The 14362-nt window shown below is 67.7% G+C and carries 13 protein-coding genes and 4 tRNA genes; 4 read left to right on the top strand and 13 right to left on the bottom strand.

Annotated elements, in window-relative coordinates:
- Nucleotides 1–101: 101 nt before the first annotated feature.
- From nusG to JDV75_RS09605, 7 genes are all read right to left on the bottom strand, one after another.
- A complete protein-coding gene (gene nusG, locus JDV75_RS09635; RefSeq protein WP_418884395.1) occupies nt 102–905 on the bottom strand; it encodes a transcription termination/antitermination protein NusG in 804 nt (267 codons plus the stop codon).
- Between the two features lie 272 nt (nt 906–1177).
- Entirely contained in the window at nt 1178–1525 is a 348-nt protein-coding gene (secE, locus tag JDV75_RS09630; protein ID WP_198739005.1) for a preprotein translocase subunit SecE, read from the bottom strand.
- Nucleotides 1526–1567: 42 nt separating this feature from the next.
- Nucleotides 1568–1640 (bottom strand) — tRNA-Trp (locus tag JDV75_RS09625).
- A 152-nt stretch (nt 1641–1792) separates the two neighbouring features.
- Nucleotides 1793–1864: transfer RNA gene (locus JDV75_RS09620), tRNA-Met, on the bottom strand.
- Between the two features lie 57 nt (nt 1865–1921).
- A tRNA-Thr gene (locus tag JDV75_RS09615) sits at nt 1922–1994 on the bottom strand.
- 234 nt (nt 1995–2228) lie between these two features.
- Nucleotides 2229–2310: transfer RNA gene (locus tag JDV75_RS09610), tRNA-Tyr, on the bottom strand.
- A 96-nt stretch (nt 2311–2406) separates the two neighbouring features.
- A complete protein-coding gene (locus tag JDV75_RS09605; RefSeq protein ID WP_198739004.1) occupies nt 2407–3450 on the bottom strand; it encodes a polyprenyl synthetase family protein in 1044 nt (347 codons plus the stop codon).
- A gap of 265 nt (nt 3451–3715) precedes the next feature.
- On the opposite strand from JDV75_RS09605, the gene JDV75_RS09600 reads away from it, so the two are divergent.
- Nucleotides 3716–4972, top strand: a complete 1257-nt coding sequence (locus tag JDV75_RS09600) for a geranylgeranyl reductase family protein (RefSeq protein ID WP_198739124.1) — start codon at nt 3716–3718, stop codon at nt 4970–4972.
- Nucleotides 4973–4976: 4 nt separating this feature from the next.
- Here JDV75_RS09600 and JDV75_RS09595 read toward each other — a convergent pair whose 3' ends face one another.
- The 6 genes from JDV75_RS09595 to JDV75_RS09570 form a co-directional block, all read right to left on the bottom strand.
- Nucleotides 4977–5666: a demethylmenaquinone methyltransferase gene (locus JDV75_RS09595; RefSeq protein WP_198739003.1), complete on the bottom strand. Its 690-nt coding sequence runs from the start codon at nt 5664–5666 to the stop codon at nt 4977–4979.
- 20 nt (nt 5667–5686) lie between these two features.
- Nucleotides 5687–6853 carry a glycosyltransferase family 4 protein gene (locus JDV75_RS09590; RefSeq protein ID WP_198739123.1) on the bottom strand — a complete coding sequence of 389 codons (1167 nt, stop codon included), beginning with the start codon at nt 6851–6853 and terminating at the stop codon, nt 5687–5689.
- A gap of 72 nt (nt 6854–6925) precedes the next feature.
- Nucleotides 6926–8053 carry a glycosyltransferase gene (locus JDV75_RS09585; protein ID WP_198739002.1) on the bottom strand — a complete coding sequence of 376 codons (1128 nt, stop codon included), beginning with the start codon at nt 8051–8053 and terminating at the stop codon, nt 6926–6928.
- Entirely contained in the window at nt 8046–8531 is a 486-nt protein-coding gene (locus tag JDV75_RS09580) for a DUF3592 domain-containing protein (protein WP_198739001.1), read from the bottom strand. Before JDV75_RS09580 ends, JDV75_RS09585 begins: the two co-directional genes overlap by 8 nt.
- The gene (gene menD, locus JDV75_RS09575; RefSeq protein WP_232958381.1) at nt 8528–10171 is read right to left on the bottom strand and encodes a 2-succinyl-5-enolpyruvyl-6-hydroxy-3-cyclohexene-1-carboxylic-acid synthase; all 1644 of its coding nucleotides are present in this window, start codon (nt 10169–10171) and stop codon (nt 8528–8530) included. Before menD ends, JDV75_RS09580 begins: the two co-directional genes overlap by 4 nt.
- 38 nt (nt 10172–10209) lie before the next feature.
- Entirely contained in the window at nt 10210–11292 is a 1083-nt protein-coding gene (locus JDV75_RS09570) for an o-succinylbenzoate synthase (RefSeq protein ID WP_198739000.1), read from the bottom strand.
- Nucleotides 11293–11326: 34 nt separating this feature from the next.
- Here JDV75_RS09570 and JDV75_RS09565 point away from each other — a divergent pair, with 34 nt between their 5' ends.
- From JDV75_RS09565 to JDV75_RS09555, 3 genes are all read left to right on the top strand, one after another.
- On the top strand, nt 11327–12268 hold the full coding sequence (locus JDV75_RS09565) for a 1,4-dihydroxy-2-naphthoyl-CoA synthase (RefSeq protein WP_198738999.1): 942 nt from the start codon (nt 11327–11329) through the stop codon (nt 12266–12268).
- Nucleotides 12269–12581: 313 nt separating this feature from the next.
- Nucleotides 12582–13850: an inorganic phosphate transporter gene (locus tag JDV75_RS09560; protein WP_198738998.1), complete on the top strand. Its 1269-nt coding sequence runs from the start codon at nt 12582–12584 to the stop codon at nt 13848–13850.
- Complete coding sequence (locus JDV75_RS09555) at nt 13847–14122, top strand: hypothetical protein (protein WP_198738997.1); 276 nt, start codon at nt 13847–13849, stop codon at nt 14120–14122. The genes JDV75_RS09560 and JDV75_RS09555 overlap by 4 nt, the downstream gene beginning before the upstream one ends.
- Nucleotides 14123–14362 lie beyond the last annotated feature (240 nt).

The following is a 14362-nucleotide window of genomic DNA, read 5'->3' as shown; positions in this document are numbered from 1 at the left end:
CGCAACGAGCCAGACTACCTGACCCTGCGGAAGTACACAAAACCCGCCCGGTGGCCTGGCAGCCGTGACGGACGGGTTGTATGCGGTGGTAATGGAACGCCCTAGGTGAGCTTCTCCACCTGGTCGAAGGTGAGGTCCACCGGGGTCTCCCGACCGAAGATGGAGACCAGCGCCCTCAGCTTGCCACCTTCGGCGTCGATCTCGGAGATCGTCGCGGAGACCGAGGCCAACGCACCGGTGAGAATGGTGACGGCTTCGCCGACCTGGAAGTCGACCTCGACATGCCTGCCCGCGGACGGGGAGGGCTGAGCGACGAGCTTCTCGCCGGAGGCATCGGCCGCCCCCTCCTCGCCCTCTACCGGGGTGGTCTCCTGCGGCATGAGGAACTTCGCGACGTCACGGTGCTTGACCGGGGTGGCGTTGCCCTCGTTGCCGACGAAGCTGGTCACACCCGGGGTGTCGCGGACAACGGACCAGGAGCGGTCGTTGATGTCCATGCGGACGAGGACGTATCCGGGCAGGAGCTTCCGCTTGACGGGTTTCCGCTTGCCGTCGCGGATTTCGATGACCTCCTCGATCGGGACGACGACATCGTAGATCGAGTCCTCGACCTCCAGGGTCTGGGCACGCATGTCCAGGTTGGTCTTCACCTTGTTCTCGTAGCCGGAGTAGCACTGGATGATGTACCACTGGCCCGGGAGCTTCTTCAGCTCACGGAGGAACTTACGGAGACACGCCTTGTACTCGGCGAGCGCAGCCTCTTCCTCGTTCTGCTCCGCGGCGGCCCCGCCGTCATCTCCGAGTGCCGCCGCAGCGGAGGCCACGTCAGTCGGATCCGCGGCGTTTTCGGCCTGTTCCGCACCGTCCGTTTCCGCGACCGCATCCTCGGAGGTGACGTCACCCAGGTCCGGTTCGCCGGAGTCCTCCGTCATCTGCAGATCCGCCTCCTGCACCGGCTGCTCGGGGGTGGCGGCCTCGTCGGCGTTCTCGGGGATGGTGTTCTCGTCGCTCATCTGGGTGTACTCCATTGGGTTTTCGATCGGGTGGGGACGGAGATGCGGGTCGGGCCCGGTGGGGTCTTTCCGCTACATTCTACGCCGACCACCTCATGAAATATCCCGCCGGACCTGGTGAGGTCGGGCGGGATACTGCGTGAAAAGTGTTCTTGCACGGAATTCTAGTCGGCCGTGAGTACCTTCTCAACTCCGAGCCCTGCGAGGAAGTCGACCCCGGACACCAGCGCGGTCAGCACGATCAGGAAGATGAGCACGATGATCGTGTAGATGAACATCTGCTTGGCGGTGGGCCAGATAACCTTCCGCATCTCCCGGACGACCTCGGGAAGGAAACTACCGCCGCGGGACGCGAGACCGGACTTTTCGTTGTCCCCGCCGGATACGGCGACGGCATCGCGGGCCTTCTTGGCGGCGTATGAGTCACTGCTCGTGGTGGCCACCCCCGCCACCTGTCGCTTACCGGCCGGACGCGCCGAACCTGTCGGCTTCGACTTGTTTTCGTCGGTCACGGTGCGGTGCTCCTCGGATCTGCGTGTGCATAAAGTGTGTTGCAGGGGCGACAGGACTTGAACCTGCAACCTGCGGTTTTGGAGACCGCTGCTCTGCCAGTTGAGCTACGCCCCTTCATGCACTGCGTTCTGCAGTACGCGACTACCCTACCAGACGTGCGAGGGCCGATGAATACACCGGCCTCCGTCACAATGGGCATCCGCAGGGATACCAGAGAAAACCGCCCCGGCACCCTGGGGTACCCGGACGGTGGATCGATATCCCGGTAGCGATGGCGAGAATTGAACTCGCGACACAACGATTATGAGTCGTTTGCTCTACCACTGAGCTACACCGCCATGTGGCCACTTCTCCACGACCGCGACCGTAGAAGACCCCGGCGGGAAAAACAACAGAGCCCCCTGACAGAATCGAACTGTCGACCTTTTCCTTACCATGGAAACGCTCTGCCGACTGAGCTAAGGGGGCACAGCCTCTTGGAACCGTACGGCGTGTGCCCGCTCCGTTGAAGCCTCACAAAGATTAACCCGTTCCCACCAGAGTACACAAATCAGCTGCTCAGAGCAGTTTTTTAACCTTCGCGGGGCTGTCATGGACACGCGGGACACGGAAACACCCCACCCCCGGAAACCCGGAGAAAACGAAAGGCCCGTCCCGGCGCATCTTCGTGGAAGATACGGACCGGAACGGGCCTCCCTGATGTGCCAGGTGATGGATTCGAACCAACGTAGGCATAGCCGACGGATTTACAGTCCGCTCCCTTTGGCCGCTCGGGCAACCTGGCGTGCGCCGCTCACGCGGTGCATTGAACACTCTACTACGGCGCCGGTGGCAGCGCGCAAGTCCGCACGTCAGCAGACATTTTCCGACCCAGGATGGATCAGCCGACGCGACTCACCGTGAATCGGGTGAGGGTGCGGAGCGCCGCGGTGGTGTCGTTCTGCGGGAGTTTCGCCAGCTCGGCCTCGGCGAGCTCCACGTAGCGGTGGACGTCCGCCAACGCCTTCTCCCTGCCGGTGGAACGGTGCAGGAGATCGAGGACGGTCGCCACTTCGTCGTCGTCGCTGACCGGCCCGGTGAGCCTGGCACGCAATTCATCTCCCACGGCCCCCTCCTCCTCCAGCGCGTAGAGGACGGGCAGCGTGAACACACCCTCCTTGAGGTCCGTCCCGGGGGTCTTCCCCGACTGGTCCGTGTCGGAGTAGATGTCGATGATGTCGTCGACGATCTGGAACACCGTGCCGATGGCGTACCCGAAGCGGTGCAGTGCATCAATCTGCTCGGGGGTCGCACCACCGTGCAGCCCACCGAGAAATCCCGCGGAGGCGATGAGCACGCCGGTCTTCTCCCGGACGACCGCCCGGTAGTGCTCGATCGGATCCCCGTCACCGGGGCCGACGGTTTCCCGCATCTGCCCGGTGACCAGCTCGCCGAAGGTGGCGGCGAAGTGGGCGACGGTGTCGACCCCGAGCTGCGCCATGATCCGGGAGGCACGGGCCAGCAGGTAGTCGCCCGCGAGAATCGCCATGGAGTTGCTCCACCTGGAGTTCGCGGAATCCACCCCCCGGCGTTTGTCCGCCTCATCCATCACGTCATCGTGGTACAGGGTGGCAAGGTGGGTCATCTCCACCACGACCGCCGCCCTGATGACGTCCGCATTTGCCGGGTTCGCCCCGTACTGGGACGCGAGGAGCGCGAACATGGGGCGGAAGCGTTTCCCGCCGGCCGCAGCGAGGTAGCGGACCTTGTCGGTGACGAACTCTTCGCCGACGGTGAGTTCCGTGGCGAGAAGTTCCTCGACCTCACGCATGCCGGAGGAGATCGCCTCGTTGAGTTGCTCGTCTCCCAGGTTCACGGACGTTCCCCGGGAGAACGTCTTTTCGTGGTCGCCTGGACCGTGCGACACGGTGCGGCCGTTACTCATGCGTCGTTGTCCTCGTTGTCTTCTCGCGGCGGGCTGGACCGGCCGCCGGATTGGAGTGGTGTGCTGGGACCGGTTCCGGTTTCGGGTGGCGACGTCGTCCGGCACCGTCACCGTGGATGTTGCCGGGGTGATGCCACGTTCCCGCGCGACGAACCCCGCGGGTCCGGGCGGACCCGGGATCAACCGTAGCCGACGCGGGCGGTTGCCGGACACTCCGGGGTGAAAACCCACCGGCTCCCGGAAGTGCGACAATGGGGCGGTGAGTATCTCCCGGTCCCGGACCGCATCAACCGACGTCCTCGTGGTGGGGGGTGGCCCCGCCGGGGCCGCCGCCGCGATTCACGCCGCGAACCGTGGTTTCAGCGTGCTCCTCGTCGACGCAGCCCGTTTTCCACGTGACAAGACCTGCGGCGACGGCCTCACCCCCCGTGCGATGCACCAGTTGCAGCTTCTGGGACTCGGGCCGGAGATCGCCGGCGGCTACCGGTCCCGCGGTCTCAAGCTGCACGGCTTCGGCGGTGACGTTACCGCACCGTGGCCCCCGTCCGCGTTCGGACGAGAGGGATCCGCGATGCGTCGTACCGAGCTCGACACGCTCCTGTTCGAACGCGCCCGCGCCACCGCGGGCGTGACAGTGCGGGAACAGTGTCCCGCCGTCGATCTCTCCATCCGGCGCGGCAGACTGGACTCGGTGACCCTGGGCACACCGGACGGTGAGCGCGTCATTCGGTGCGCCACGGTCATCGTCGCCGACGGCGTCCGCTCCCCCTTCGGAAAGCTGCTCGGACGGGTGTGGCACCGCGGTGAGGTGTACGGGATCGCCGCCCGTGCCTACTGCACCACTCCGTTCTCCGACGAGGAGTGGATCCACTCCCACCTGGAACTGCGGGACCGGGCGGGCGTCGCGCAACCCGGCTACGGATGGATCTTCCCGTTGGCCGACGGACACGTGAACATCGGCTGCGGGGCGCTTTCGACGACGGCGCGTCCCGCGAAGGTCAACACGAAGAAACTCCTCTCCCACTATGCGGGGCTCCAACGGGAGGAGTGGCACCTCGGGCCCGAGACCGACGTGGCGGGCGCCCTCCTGCCCATGGGAGGTGCCGTGAGTGGGGTCGCGGGACCGAACTGGATGCTGATCGGCGATGCCGCAGCGTGCGTGAACCCGCTCAACGGCGAGGGCATCGACTACGGGCTGGAGACCGCGCGCCTCGCGGCAGAACTGATCGATCCGCGACGGGACCTGACGGTGGTGTGGCCCCGGGTGCTGCGGGAGAATTACGGGGAGGCGTTCCTGCTGGCCCGGACGGCGGCCCGGTTGTTGACCTACCCGAATCTGCTTCCGACGGTGGGGCCGCTCGGTTTCCGGGGCCCGCAGGCGGGCCTCCTCATGCGCGCCACCGCACGGTTGATGGGCAACCTCGTCACCGACGGTGACCGGGATGTGGTTGCCCGGGCGTGGCGTGCCGCCGCCGGGGGTTTCTACCGGCTGAGGGGTTCCGACGCGGTCCTCTGGGAGTGATCCCCTAGACGGGCTTCACGGCGGAGTGGAGGGCGGTGATCCCTCCGGTGAGGTTCTGCCAGCCGACCTCGGTCCAGCCGGAGGCGGCGATCTCCCGTGCGAGTTGCTCCTGGTCGGGCCAGGCGCGGATGGACTCAGCCAGGTATTCGTACGCGGAGGGGTCGGAGGACACGAGCCGGGCCAGGGCGGGCAGCGCCCGCATCAGGTACTCCTTGTACACCTGAGCGAACACGGGGACGACCGGGGTGGAGAACTCGGCGATCGTCAGCCGCCCGCCCGGCCTGGTCACGCGGGCCATCTCCCGGAGCCCGGCCCGGGTGTCGGCGAAGTTGCGGAGTCCGAAGCTGATGGTGACCGCATCGAAGGACCCGTCGGCGAAGGGCAGGGCGAGGCCGTCGCCGGCGACCTTGGACACGGCGCGGTGCGCCCCCGCGGCGAGCATGCCGGATGAGAAGTCACAGGCCACGCACCAGGCACCGGAGCGGGCCAGCTCGACGGTTGACACGGCGGTTCCGGCGGCGAGGTCCAGGACCCGTTCGCCGGGGCGGAGATCCAGGCGCTGCCGGGTACGGCGCCGCCAGTGACGGTCGCGTCCGAGGGAGAGCACCGTGTTCGTGATGTCGTACTTCGCGCCGACGGCGTCGAACATCCGCGCGACCTCGTCGGGATTCTTTTCCAGGGATGCCTTGACCACGGGTCAAGGCTACGCGACGACTAGCGCCACCGTGCCCATGCCCCGGGCCGCACCCCGGCGGAACGGTCGGGCCGGCGCTGATCCGCGAGAACCGCGGAATAGTATCCGCGCAGTTCGCCGCAGACGCTCTCCCAGGTGCGGCCCGCGACCCGGTCGAGCGCCGCGGCGGACATCTCCTCCCGCCCCGCCAGGACACGGTCGACCGCCGCGGGCAGGTCCGCGCTGAACGTGGCCACCTCGAGCAGTTCGCCGGTCACGCCCGGGGTGATCAAGTCCATCGGGCCACCGGCACGGGGTCCGATGGTCGGCACACCGGAGGCCTGGGCCTCCTGGATCGTCTGGCAGAACGTCTCGAACTCGCCGGGATGGACGAACACGTCGAAGCTGGCGTAGGCGCGCCCCAGGTCCTCTCCCCCGAGCGCACCGGTGAATACCGCCCCCGGCAGGGCCTCGCTCAGCGCACCGTACTCGGGTCCGTCGCCGACGATCACGAGCTGGAGATCATCGCGCCCGGACAGGGATGCGAGCCGATCTACGCCCTTCTCCGCGGCGAGCCGGCCGACGTAGCCGACGATGCGCCGCTCACCGGTCGGGTCCCAGGAGCGGCGCAGTCGGTCACACCGGTGGGCTGGGTTGAAACGTTCGGTGTCCACGCCCCGGCCCCACCGGTGAACGTCGGAGATGCCGTGGGACCTCAACGCCTCGATCGCGGGCGTCGCGGGGGCGAGGGTGCGGGCGCACGAGTTGTGGATCAGGCGCGTCCACTCCCACGCGGCGGTCGACAGGGCCGACAGGTGGTACTTCTCGGCGAACCCGACAACATCCGTCTGGTAGACCGCGACCGCGGGGACCTTCAGCTGCCGGGCGACGAACGCCCCCGCCGCCCCGAGGACGAACGGGCTGGCGAGGTGCACCACATCAGGACGGAAGGAACGCAGGGCATGGTTGACGGCGGGGACGGGGACCCCGACGGGCAGGGAGTTGATGAGCGGGACCATCACCGTGGGCACCCGCACCACGGGGAAACCCGCGTAGGAGACGACCTCCTCCTCGAAGTCCCGCGCACCCGGCGCAATGACGAGGGCGTCGTCACCGTGGCGGTTCAGGTGCTCGAGCACCCGGAGCACGGAATTGGTGACACCGTTGACGTTGGGGAGGAAGGACTCGGCGACGATGGCTACACGCATGTCCCCGATGATGGACGCTCCGGTGGACGGTGAGGTCACGTGCGGGTGACGGGAGAATGACGATGTCCGTAACTATCGGTGCCGCAGGATCTGCCGGTAGTGATCCACGAGTTTCGCACAGAGAACCGGCCAGGTCCGACCTTCCACGGCCCGGCGGGCGGTGGCTGACATGGTGTCCCGGTTGGCCAGGACACGGTCCACCGCCGCGGGCAGGTCCGCACTGAACGTGGCCACCTCGAGCAGTTCGCCGGTCACGCCCGGGGTGATCAGGTCCACCGGGCCACCGGCACGGGGTCCGATGGTCGGCACACCGGAGGCCTGGGCCTCCTGGATCGTCTGGCAGAACGTCTCGAACTCGCCGGGATGGACGAACACGTCGAAGCTGGCGTAGGCGCGCCCCAGGTCCTCTCCCCCGAGCGCACCGGTGAATACCGCCCCCGGCAGGGCCTCGCTCAGCGCACCGTACTCGGGTCCGTCGCCGACGATCACGAGCTGGAGATCATCGCGCCCGGACAGGGATGCGAGCCGATCTACGCCCTTCTCCGCGGCGAGCCGGCCGACGTAGCCGACGATGCGCCGCTCACCGGTCGGGTCCCAGGAGCGGCGCAGTCGGTCACACCGGTGGGCTGGGTTGAAACGTTCGGTGTCCACGCCCCGGCCCCACCGGTGAACGTTCCGGATCCCGTGGTCGGTGAGCTCGGTGATCGCCGCAGTGGACGGCGCGAGGGTCCGGGCACAGGAGTTGTGGATCATCCGGGTGACCTGCCAGGAGGCGGAGATCAGCAGCCGGAGGTGGTAGCGGAGGGCGAAGCCCGCGACATCGGTCTGGTAGACCGCGAGCGCCGGTATCCGGAGCCTGCGGGCGGCCAACGCACCGGCGGCCCCGAGGACGTACGGACTGGCGAGGTGGATCACGTCGGGCCCGAAGTCACGCAGTGCCCTGTGCACCAGCGGGACGGGAACCCCGACGGGCAGAGAGTTGATGAGCGGGATCATCACGGTGGGCACCCGCACCACGGGAAAACCCGCGTAGGAGACGACCTCCTCCTCGAAGTCCCGCGCACCCGGCGCGATAACGATCGCCTCGTGCCCGTGCGCGGACAGATGCTCGAGCACCCGGAGCACGGAGTTGCTGACGCCGTTGACGTTGGGGAGGAAGGACTCGGCTACGACGGCGACCCGGAGACCCTGCTCAGACACCGGCGGGCTCCTCCCCACGACGGGCGCGCCGGCGGTCCATCACCGCGATCAGCCGCCAGGCGGCCGCAGCCAGGACACTGGCGACGAGCGCGGTGACCAGGGCCGGCGGAATGGCGTGCCGGAAGTCCCTGCCGGAGACCTTCACCAGGTCGGGCTTCGAGCGGTCGTAGTCCACCCAGACTCCACTGCCTTCAGCCAGATCCCCCGGGTAGAGCACACCCCCCTCGGGTGCTCGGAGACGTCCGCTCTCGTCGCGGTACTCGACGGTCGTCCGCCACCAGCCTGCGTCGGTGACCGTCGCGTAGGCCTGTGCCCGATCGGCGGCGATGGTCCGGTCGTTCAACCAGGGACCGACGATCATGGCGAGGGCCATCAGCATCGCGGACACCCAGAACAGGATCACCAGCTGGTGTTGGCGACGGCGTGCCCGGTCGCGGGGCACGCGGGCGAGTGCCGCGCGGAGCGGATTGCGGGTCACCTGCCGACCACCCGGCCCGACAGCGCGTCGTGCATTTCCCGCCGGGTGGAGCGGGTGGTCCGTGCCTCGATGATGAGTGGCGGATGCGGGAGTTCGATGGATTCCTCGAGTTCCCGGATGAGGTCGGCGAGATTGTCCACCGTGCGGTGTTCCCATCCGTGGGCGGTGGCCAGCGTGGGGATGTCGACTCCGTGGGGGGTGCCGAACACGCGCTCGAAGTTGTCCCGGAGTTCAGGGGCCCCGGACTCCAGGGTCTCGAAGATTCCTCCCCCATCATCGTTGGCCACGACGATCGTGAGGTTGTTCGGCAGCGGATCACCGGCACTGATGAACAGGCCCCCGGAGTCGTGGAGGAAGGTCACGTCACCGAGCAGTGCGACGGTGCGTGGGGCGCGGGGCGCCGTCCGGTCCCGGGCCTGCGTTGCCAGGGCGACACCGACCGCCTGGGAGACGCTGCCGTCGATGCCCGCGGCTCCGCGCGGGGCGTGGGTGGCGACACCGTCGAAGGGAAGCCCCACCAACGCGATGTCACGGACAGGATTCGACGCCCCGACGAAGAGGGTGTCACCGACCGCGAGACCGTCGGCGACCGCGGCCGCGACATGGAGGCCGGTGAAACTCAGGTCCCCGCCCTCGAGAATCTCACGGACCGCATCTGCGGCCTGCTGCCCCGCTACTTCACAGAGCTTCAACCACTGCTTCGTGGGCTGGCCTTCGACGCGTACCCGACTGGCCACCCGGTGCGCGTTCCCCGTCGGGTCGGTGTACCCGTCGGAGCGGGTGAGCACGGTCACCTCGATGCCGGGGTCGGACATCAGCTCCAGGACGTCACGGTGCAGGGTGGGGTGTCCGATGACGACCAGCTGTTCGGGGCGGGTGTGCAGGACGTGGCCCTCCGACGACACCTGTTCACGGGCGAAGAGTCCGGCGGCCGCAGGATGCACTGGCCTATCCGGGGCGGGGGCGGTGGGCTCGGCGATGGTTGGGACGCCGGCGAGTTCCTCCACCGGCCAGGCACCGTCTCCGGCTATCACGAGCGTGGGCCGCGCCAGGTCGAGGTGCGCGGTACCCCAGTCCCGGTGGTGCCCGCGACGCGGAGGCTGCCCCGGACGCAGCTCGACCGGTACCGGGGGCACCGGGTCGACGAGCGGTGTGTCGAATGCGACGTTGAGGTGGACACGGTCATGTGTCAGTGCGCGTCGGGTGACCGCCGCCGCATGGAGAGCCTCGGCCCCGGCGTCGATCGTGACGCACTCGGAGAATGTCCCGAAAATGCCGCGCTGGTCGATGGTCTGCGAAGCCCCGGTACCGACAAGCCGGGAGGGGCGGTCCGCGGCGAGTACGACGAACGGGAGGTCACTGTGCCGGGCCTCCACCATTGCGGGGAGACAGTTCGCGACCGCGGTCCCCGAGGTGACGATCACGGCAGCGGGCCGGTGGTCCACCCGCGCCATCCCGAGGGCGAGGAACGCGGCGGAGCGTTCGTCGAGCCGTACGTGGAGCGTGAGATCGGTGCGTGCCGCGACGGCGAGAGCCAGTGGGGCGCTGCGGGATCCGGGGCAGACGATGACGTCCCGGATCCCGGCGGCGGCGAGTTCCGCGGCGATCGCGGCGGCGGTTGCGGTGGCGGGGGCGGTCATGATCTGCAGAGTCTAATCGGGTTCACCCGACCCGTTTCTCACGCACCTACCTGAAGTTTCAGGCATTCCAGGGACTTCTGCAGGTGGGTGCGCCAGAAGTCGACGGTGTCGGGGTCCGCAGCAAGCCCCGCGAGTCGATCGGGGTCCGGTTCCACCGGGGCGCAGGAGAGCTGACCGTCGACGATGACCCGACCGGCTGTGGCTGGATCCACGACGTCGTCGATGAAGAAACCACAGGTTCCCAGTCCCGCGGGTGCGGGCGGGACGTCGATCTCATCATCGTCGGTGTGCCCGGGCAGTGCCGCCGCCGCGGCGAGCCCGGCGTTCAGGCCGACGGCGGTGTCCAGGGCACTGGCGACGGTGACGGACACCCCGTGCGCAGCGATCTTCTCCGCGATGTCGAGCAGCCGACGCACTCCCCCGAGCGGTGCCGCCTTGACCACCGCGACATCGAGAGCCCGGGCCTCGAGTACGGCGAAGGGGTCGCCTGCACGCCGGATCGACTCATCGGCGGCTACCCGGCAGAAGATCCCGGACCGGACCAGTCGCTGACGCAGTTCCGCCAGTTCCGCGGTGGTGGCGCAGGGCTGTTCGAAGTAGTCGAGAGGACCGAACGCACGGGCCGCGTCGAGCGCCCGGTCCACGGTGAATCCCCTGTTCGCATCGACTCGGACCAGCGCATTCGGGACCGCCTCCCGGACGGCGGAGACCCGGGCTACATCGTCGTCGAGGGTCTGCCCGGGTTCTGCCACCTTCACCTTGACCGTGCGGCAGCCCGGGAACCGGGAGAGGACACCCGGCACCTCGTCGGGCGCCACGGCGGGAACCGTCGCGTTGATCTCGATACGGTCCCGTTCCGGGGTCGGCGCCCCGAGATACGCCATCTCGATCGCGGCGGCCAGCCAGGCCGCGGCCTCCTCCGGAGCGTAGTCACGGAAGGGCGCGAACTCACCCCACCCGACAGGCCCGTGGATGAGCAGGGCCTCCCGGCGCGTGATCCCCCGGAACCGTACCCGCATGGGCAGTGCGACGGTGCGTGAGCGGCCGATGAGCTCGTCGGCGTCCAGGGTCGCGACGAGTTCGACGAGGCGGTTGTCCAGGGGAGCGTGGGTGAATGGCATGGTGACCAGGATACGAGACGCTACCGTTGTCCCCATGGACACACCGGAATACAGCACCGACAATCCCTTCGACCCGACGCAGTGGCGCGAGGTCCCCGGCTTCGACTTCACCGACATCACCTACCACCGGCACGTCGGTGAGGGGCGGGTGAACGGTATCGTGCGCATCGCCTTCGACCGGCCCGAGGTACGCAACGCGTTCCGGCCGCACACCGTCGACGAGCTCTACCGGGCACTCGACCACGCCCGCCGCTCCCCCGATGTGGGGTGCATCCTGCTGACGGGCAACGGACCCAGTACGAGGGACGGCGGCTGGGCCTTCTGCTCGGGTGGGGATCAACGTATCCGGGGACGGTCCGGATACCGGTACGCCGAAGGCGAGACCGCCGACACCGTGGACGCGGAGCGGGAGAAGGTCGAGGGGGGCCGCCTGCACATCCTGGAGGTTCAGCGCCTGATCCGGACGATGCCCAAGGTCGTCATCGCGGTGGTCAACGGGTGGGCCGCGGGCGGCGGGCACTCCCTGCACGTCGTGTGCGACCTGACGATCGCCTCCCGCCAGGAGGCGCGGTTCAAGCAGACCGACGCGGACGTCGGCTCCTTCGACGCCGGCTACGGTTCGGCGTACCTCGCGAAGCAGGTGGGCCAGAAGTACGCCCGCGAGATCTTCTTCCTCGGACGGACGTATGACGCGGAGCGGATGCGGCAGATGGGAGCGGTGAATGAGGTCGCGGACCACGGGGAGCTGGAGGACACCGCCGTGGAGTGGGCCCGGGCGATCAACGGGAAGTCCCCCACCGCACAGCGGATGCTCAAGTTCGCGTTCAACCTCACCGATGACGGGTTGATGGGGCAGCAGGTATTCGCCGGGGAGGCGACGCGACTGGCGTACATGACCGACGAAGCGGTGGAGGGCCGGGACAGCTTCCTGGAGAAGCGCGCCCCCGACTGGTCGGCGTTCCCGTACTACTATTGATCACTCACCTGTGTTCGGGAGCCGCCGGATGTGGCCGGACACGAACGTGCAGATCGGTAAAATTCACCTAAAGTTCATCTTTCCGATTCCGGCCCGCTGCGGTGACCGGCCCTGGCCGTCTTGACCGCACCTGCCACACCCCACTACGCGGTAAACGCAGGTGAAACAATGGGGAAACGTCATCCATCGGGTAAGAAAACTACAGTTGAATACCCCCATTCGTGCAGAATAGCCGGACATCCCCTCTCCGAGCCTTCCGATCACCTGTTTTTTTCTTCATAACAGGGGCAGATCTGCGGCATACTCCTTTGGTGTGACCGAATTGATCATCCTGCTCATCGTGGTTGTCACGGCCCTCGCCTTCGACTTCACCAACGGCTTCCACGACACCGGCAACGCCATGGCCACATCGATCGCCACCGGGGCGCTCCGCCCGAAGGTGGCGGTGACCCTCTCGGCCGTTCTGAACCTGGTCGGTGCGTTTCTCTCAGTGGAGGTCGCCACGACGGTGGCGAAGGGGGTCGTCGACCTCGACCAGTTCAACCTCGCGGACCCTGGACAGGCGCACCAGCTGCTCCTCGTCGTCTTCGCCGGACTGATAGGCGGCATCGTCTGGAATCTGCTCACCTGGCTGCTCGGAATCCCGTCCTCTTCTTCACACGCCCTCGTCGGTGGTCTCATCGGCGCGGCGGTGGCTTCCCTGGGTATGCAGGGCGTCGCCTGGAACGGCGTCCTCGCGAAGGTCGTCGTCCCCGCGCTCTGCGCGCCGGTCGTCGCCGGCCTGGTAGCCACGGTCGGCACCTCCCTGGTGTACCGGTTCACCCGGCCGGTCGCCGAGAACGACAAGAACCGGTACTTCCGCTGGGGACAGATCGGCTCCGCCTCCCTGGTCTCCCTGGCACACGGCACCAACGACGCGCAGAAGACCATGGGCGTCATCTTCCTCGCGCTCGTCGCGACCGGCAGCCTCGGAGCGGACGCGGACATCCCGTTCTGGGTCAAGTTCTCCTGCGCCATCGCCATCGCACTGGGCACCTACATGGGGGGCTGGCGGGTCATCCGCACCCTCGGCAAAGGTCTGGTGGAGATCGACTCACCGCAGGGAATGGCCGCCGAGACATCTTCGGCCGCGATCATCCTCACCTCCTCCCACTTCGGAATGGCACTGTCGACGACCCACGTCGCAACCGGATCGATCATGGGCTCCGGACTGGGGCGAAAGGGCGCGGAGGTCCGCTGGAGCGTCGCCGGTCGCATGGCCGTCGCCTGGATGATCACCCTGCCCGCGGCGGCACTCGTCGGTGGACTGACGTGGCTGCTCGCACACACGGTGGGTCTCGCCACAGACGACCTCGTGGGGGTCATCCTCGCATTCGCAATACTCGTCGCACTCGCCGGCCTCATCTTCGCCAGGTCCCGCCGCGCCCCGGTCAACTCCGGAAACGTCAACGCCGACTGGGACGCCACGACCAACCGCGTCGCGCCGCCCGTGGCGATCATCCCCGATCGCGAGGACCCGTTGAGTCCGGCCGACACCGTCGGCACCCGGTCGATCGACAGTGCAGAGAGGAACGTCCGATGAGCGTAGCCACCCTGATCTCCGACCTGTTGCAGGTGATTCTCGCGGGGCTCGTCCTCGGAGCGGGACTTCCGGCACTGTTCGCGGTCGGCATCCGGTTGTCCGTGCCCGCCGCCAACAGTACGACACAGGTGGTCCCCGCCTGGCGGAAAGGACTCGCGGCCCTGTGTTTCGCGGTGATCATCGGGGCGATCATCCTCGGCATCATGTGGATCACCAAGGGTGTTCTCCACGACACCTTCGGCCTCGACGTCTTCGGTACCGAGACGCACTGACACCACCAGCTTCCGAACCCAACGGCCCCGGCACGCAGAGTTCCTGTGCGCCGGGGCCACGCTTTTCCCATCCCGGTCCGGCGCGTCGGGGTTGCACCACCGCCCACAGATCGCTAGTCTCATCAATCATTGTTACTCACCAACTAATTCTGCGCCCCACCATCATGAGCCATCCACTAAAAGGCCCGGCGGCACAGTTCACGCGAATCCCCGCGATCCCCCCAAGAAAGGAGGCGGCAC

The sequence above is a fragment of the Corynebacterium meridianum genome, assembly GCF_016342265.1.
GTDB lineage: Bacteria > Actinomycetota > Actinomycetes > Mycobacteriales > Mycobacteriaceae > Corynebacterium > Corynebacterium meridianum.
The sequence above is the reverse complement of the archived record's forward strand: the minus strand, read 5'-3'. Positions and strand labels throughout refer to the sequence as shown.

What these genes read in the sequence shown, in the direction of transcription:
- JDV75_RS09605 (WP_198739004.1), bottom strand. Translation starts at nt 3,450, where the DNA reads ATGAGTAACGGCCGCACCGTGTCGCACGGTCCAGGCGACCACGAAAAG.
- JDV75_RS09565 (WP_198738999.1), top strand. Translation starts at nt 11,327, where the DNA reads ATGGACACACCGGAATACAGCACCGACAATCCCTTCGACCCGACGCAG.
- JDV75_RS09570 (WP_198739000.1), bottom strand. Translation starts at nt 11,292, where the DNA reads ATGCCATTCACCCACGCTCCCCTGGACAACCGCCTCGTCGAACTCGTC.
- menD (WP_232958381.1), bottom strand. Translation starts at nt 10,171, where the DNA reads ATGACCGCCCCCGCCACCGCAACCGCCGCCGCGATCGCCGCGGAACTC.
- JDV75_RS09590 (WP_198739123.1), bottom strand. Translation starts at nt 6,853, where the DNA reads ATGCGTGTAGCCATCGTCGCCGAGTCCTTCCTCCCCAACGTCAACGGT.
- JDV75_RS09555 (WP_198738997.1), top strand. Translation starts at nt 13,847, where the DNA reads ATGAGCGTAGCCACCCTGATCTCCGACCTGTTGCAGGTGATTCTCGCG.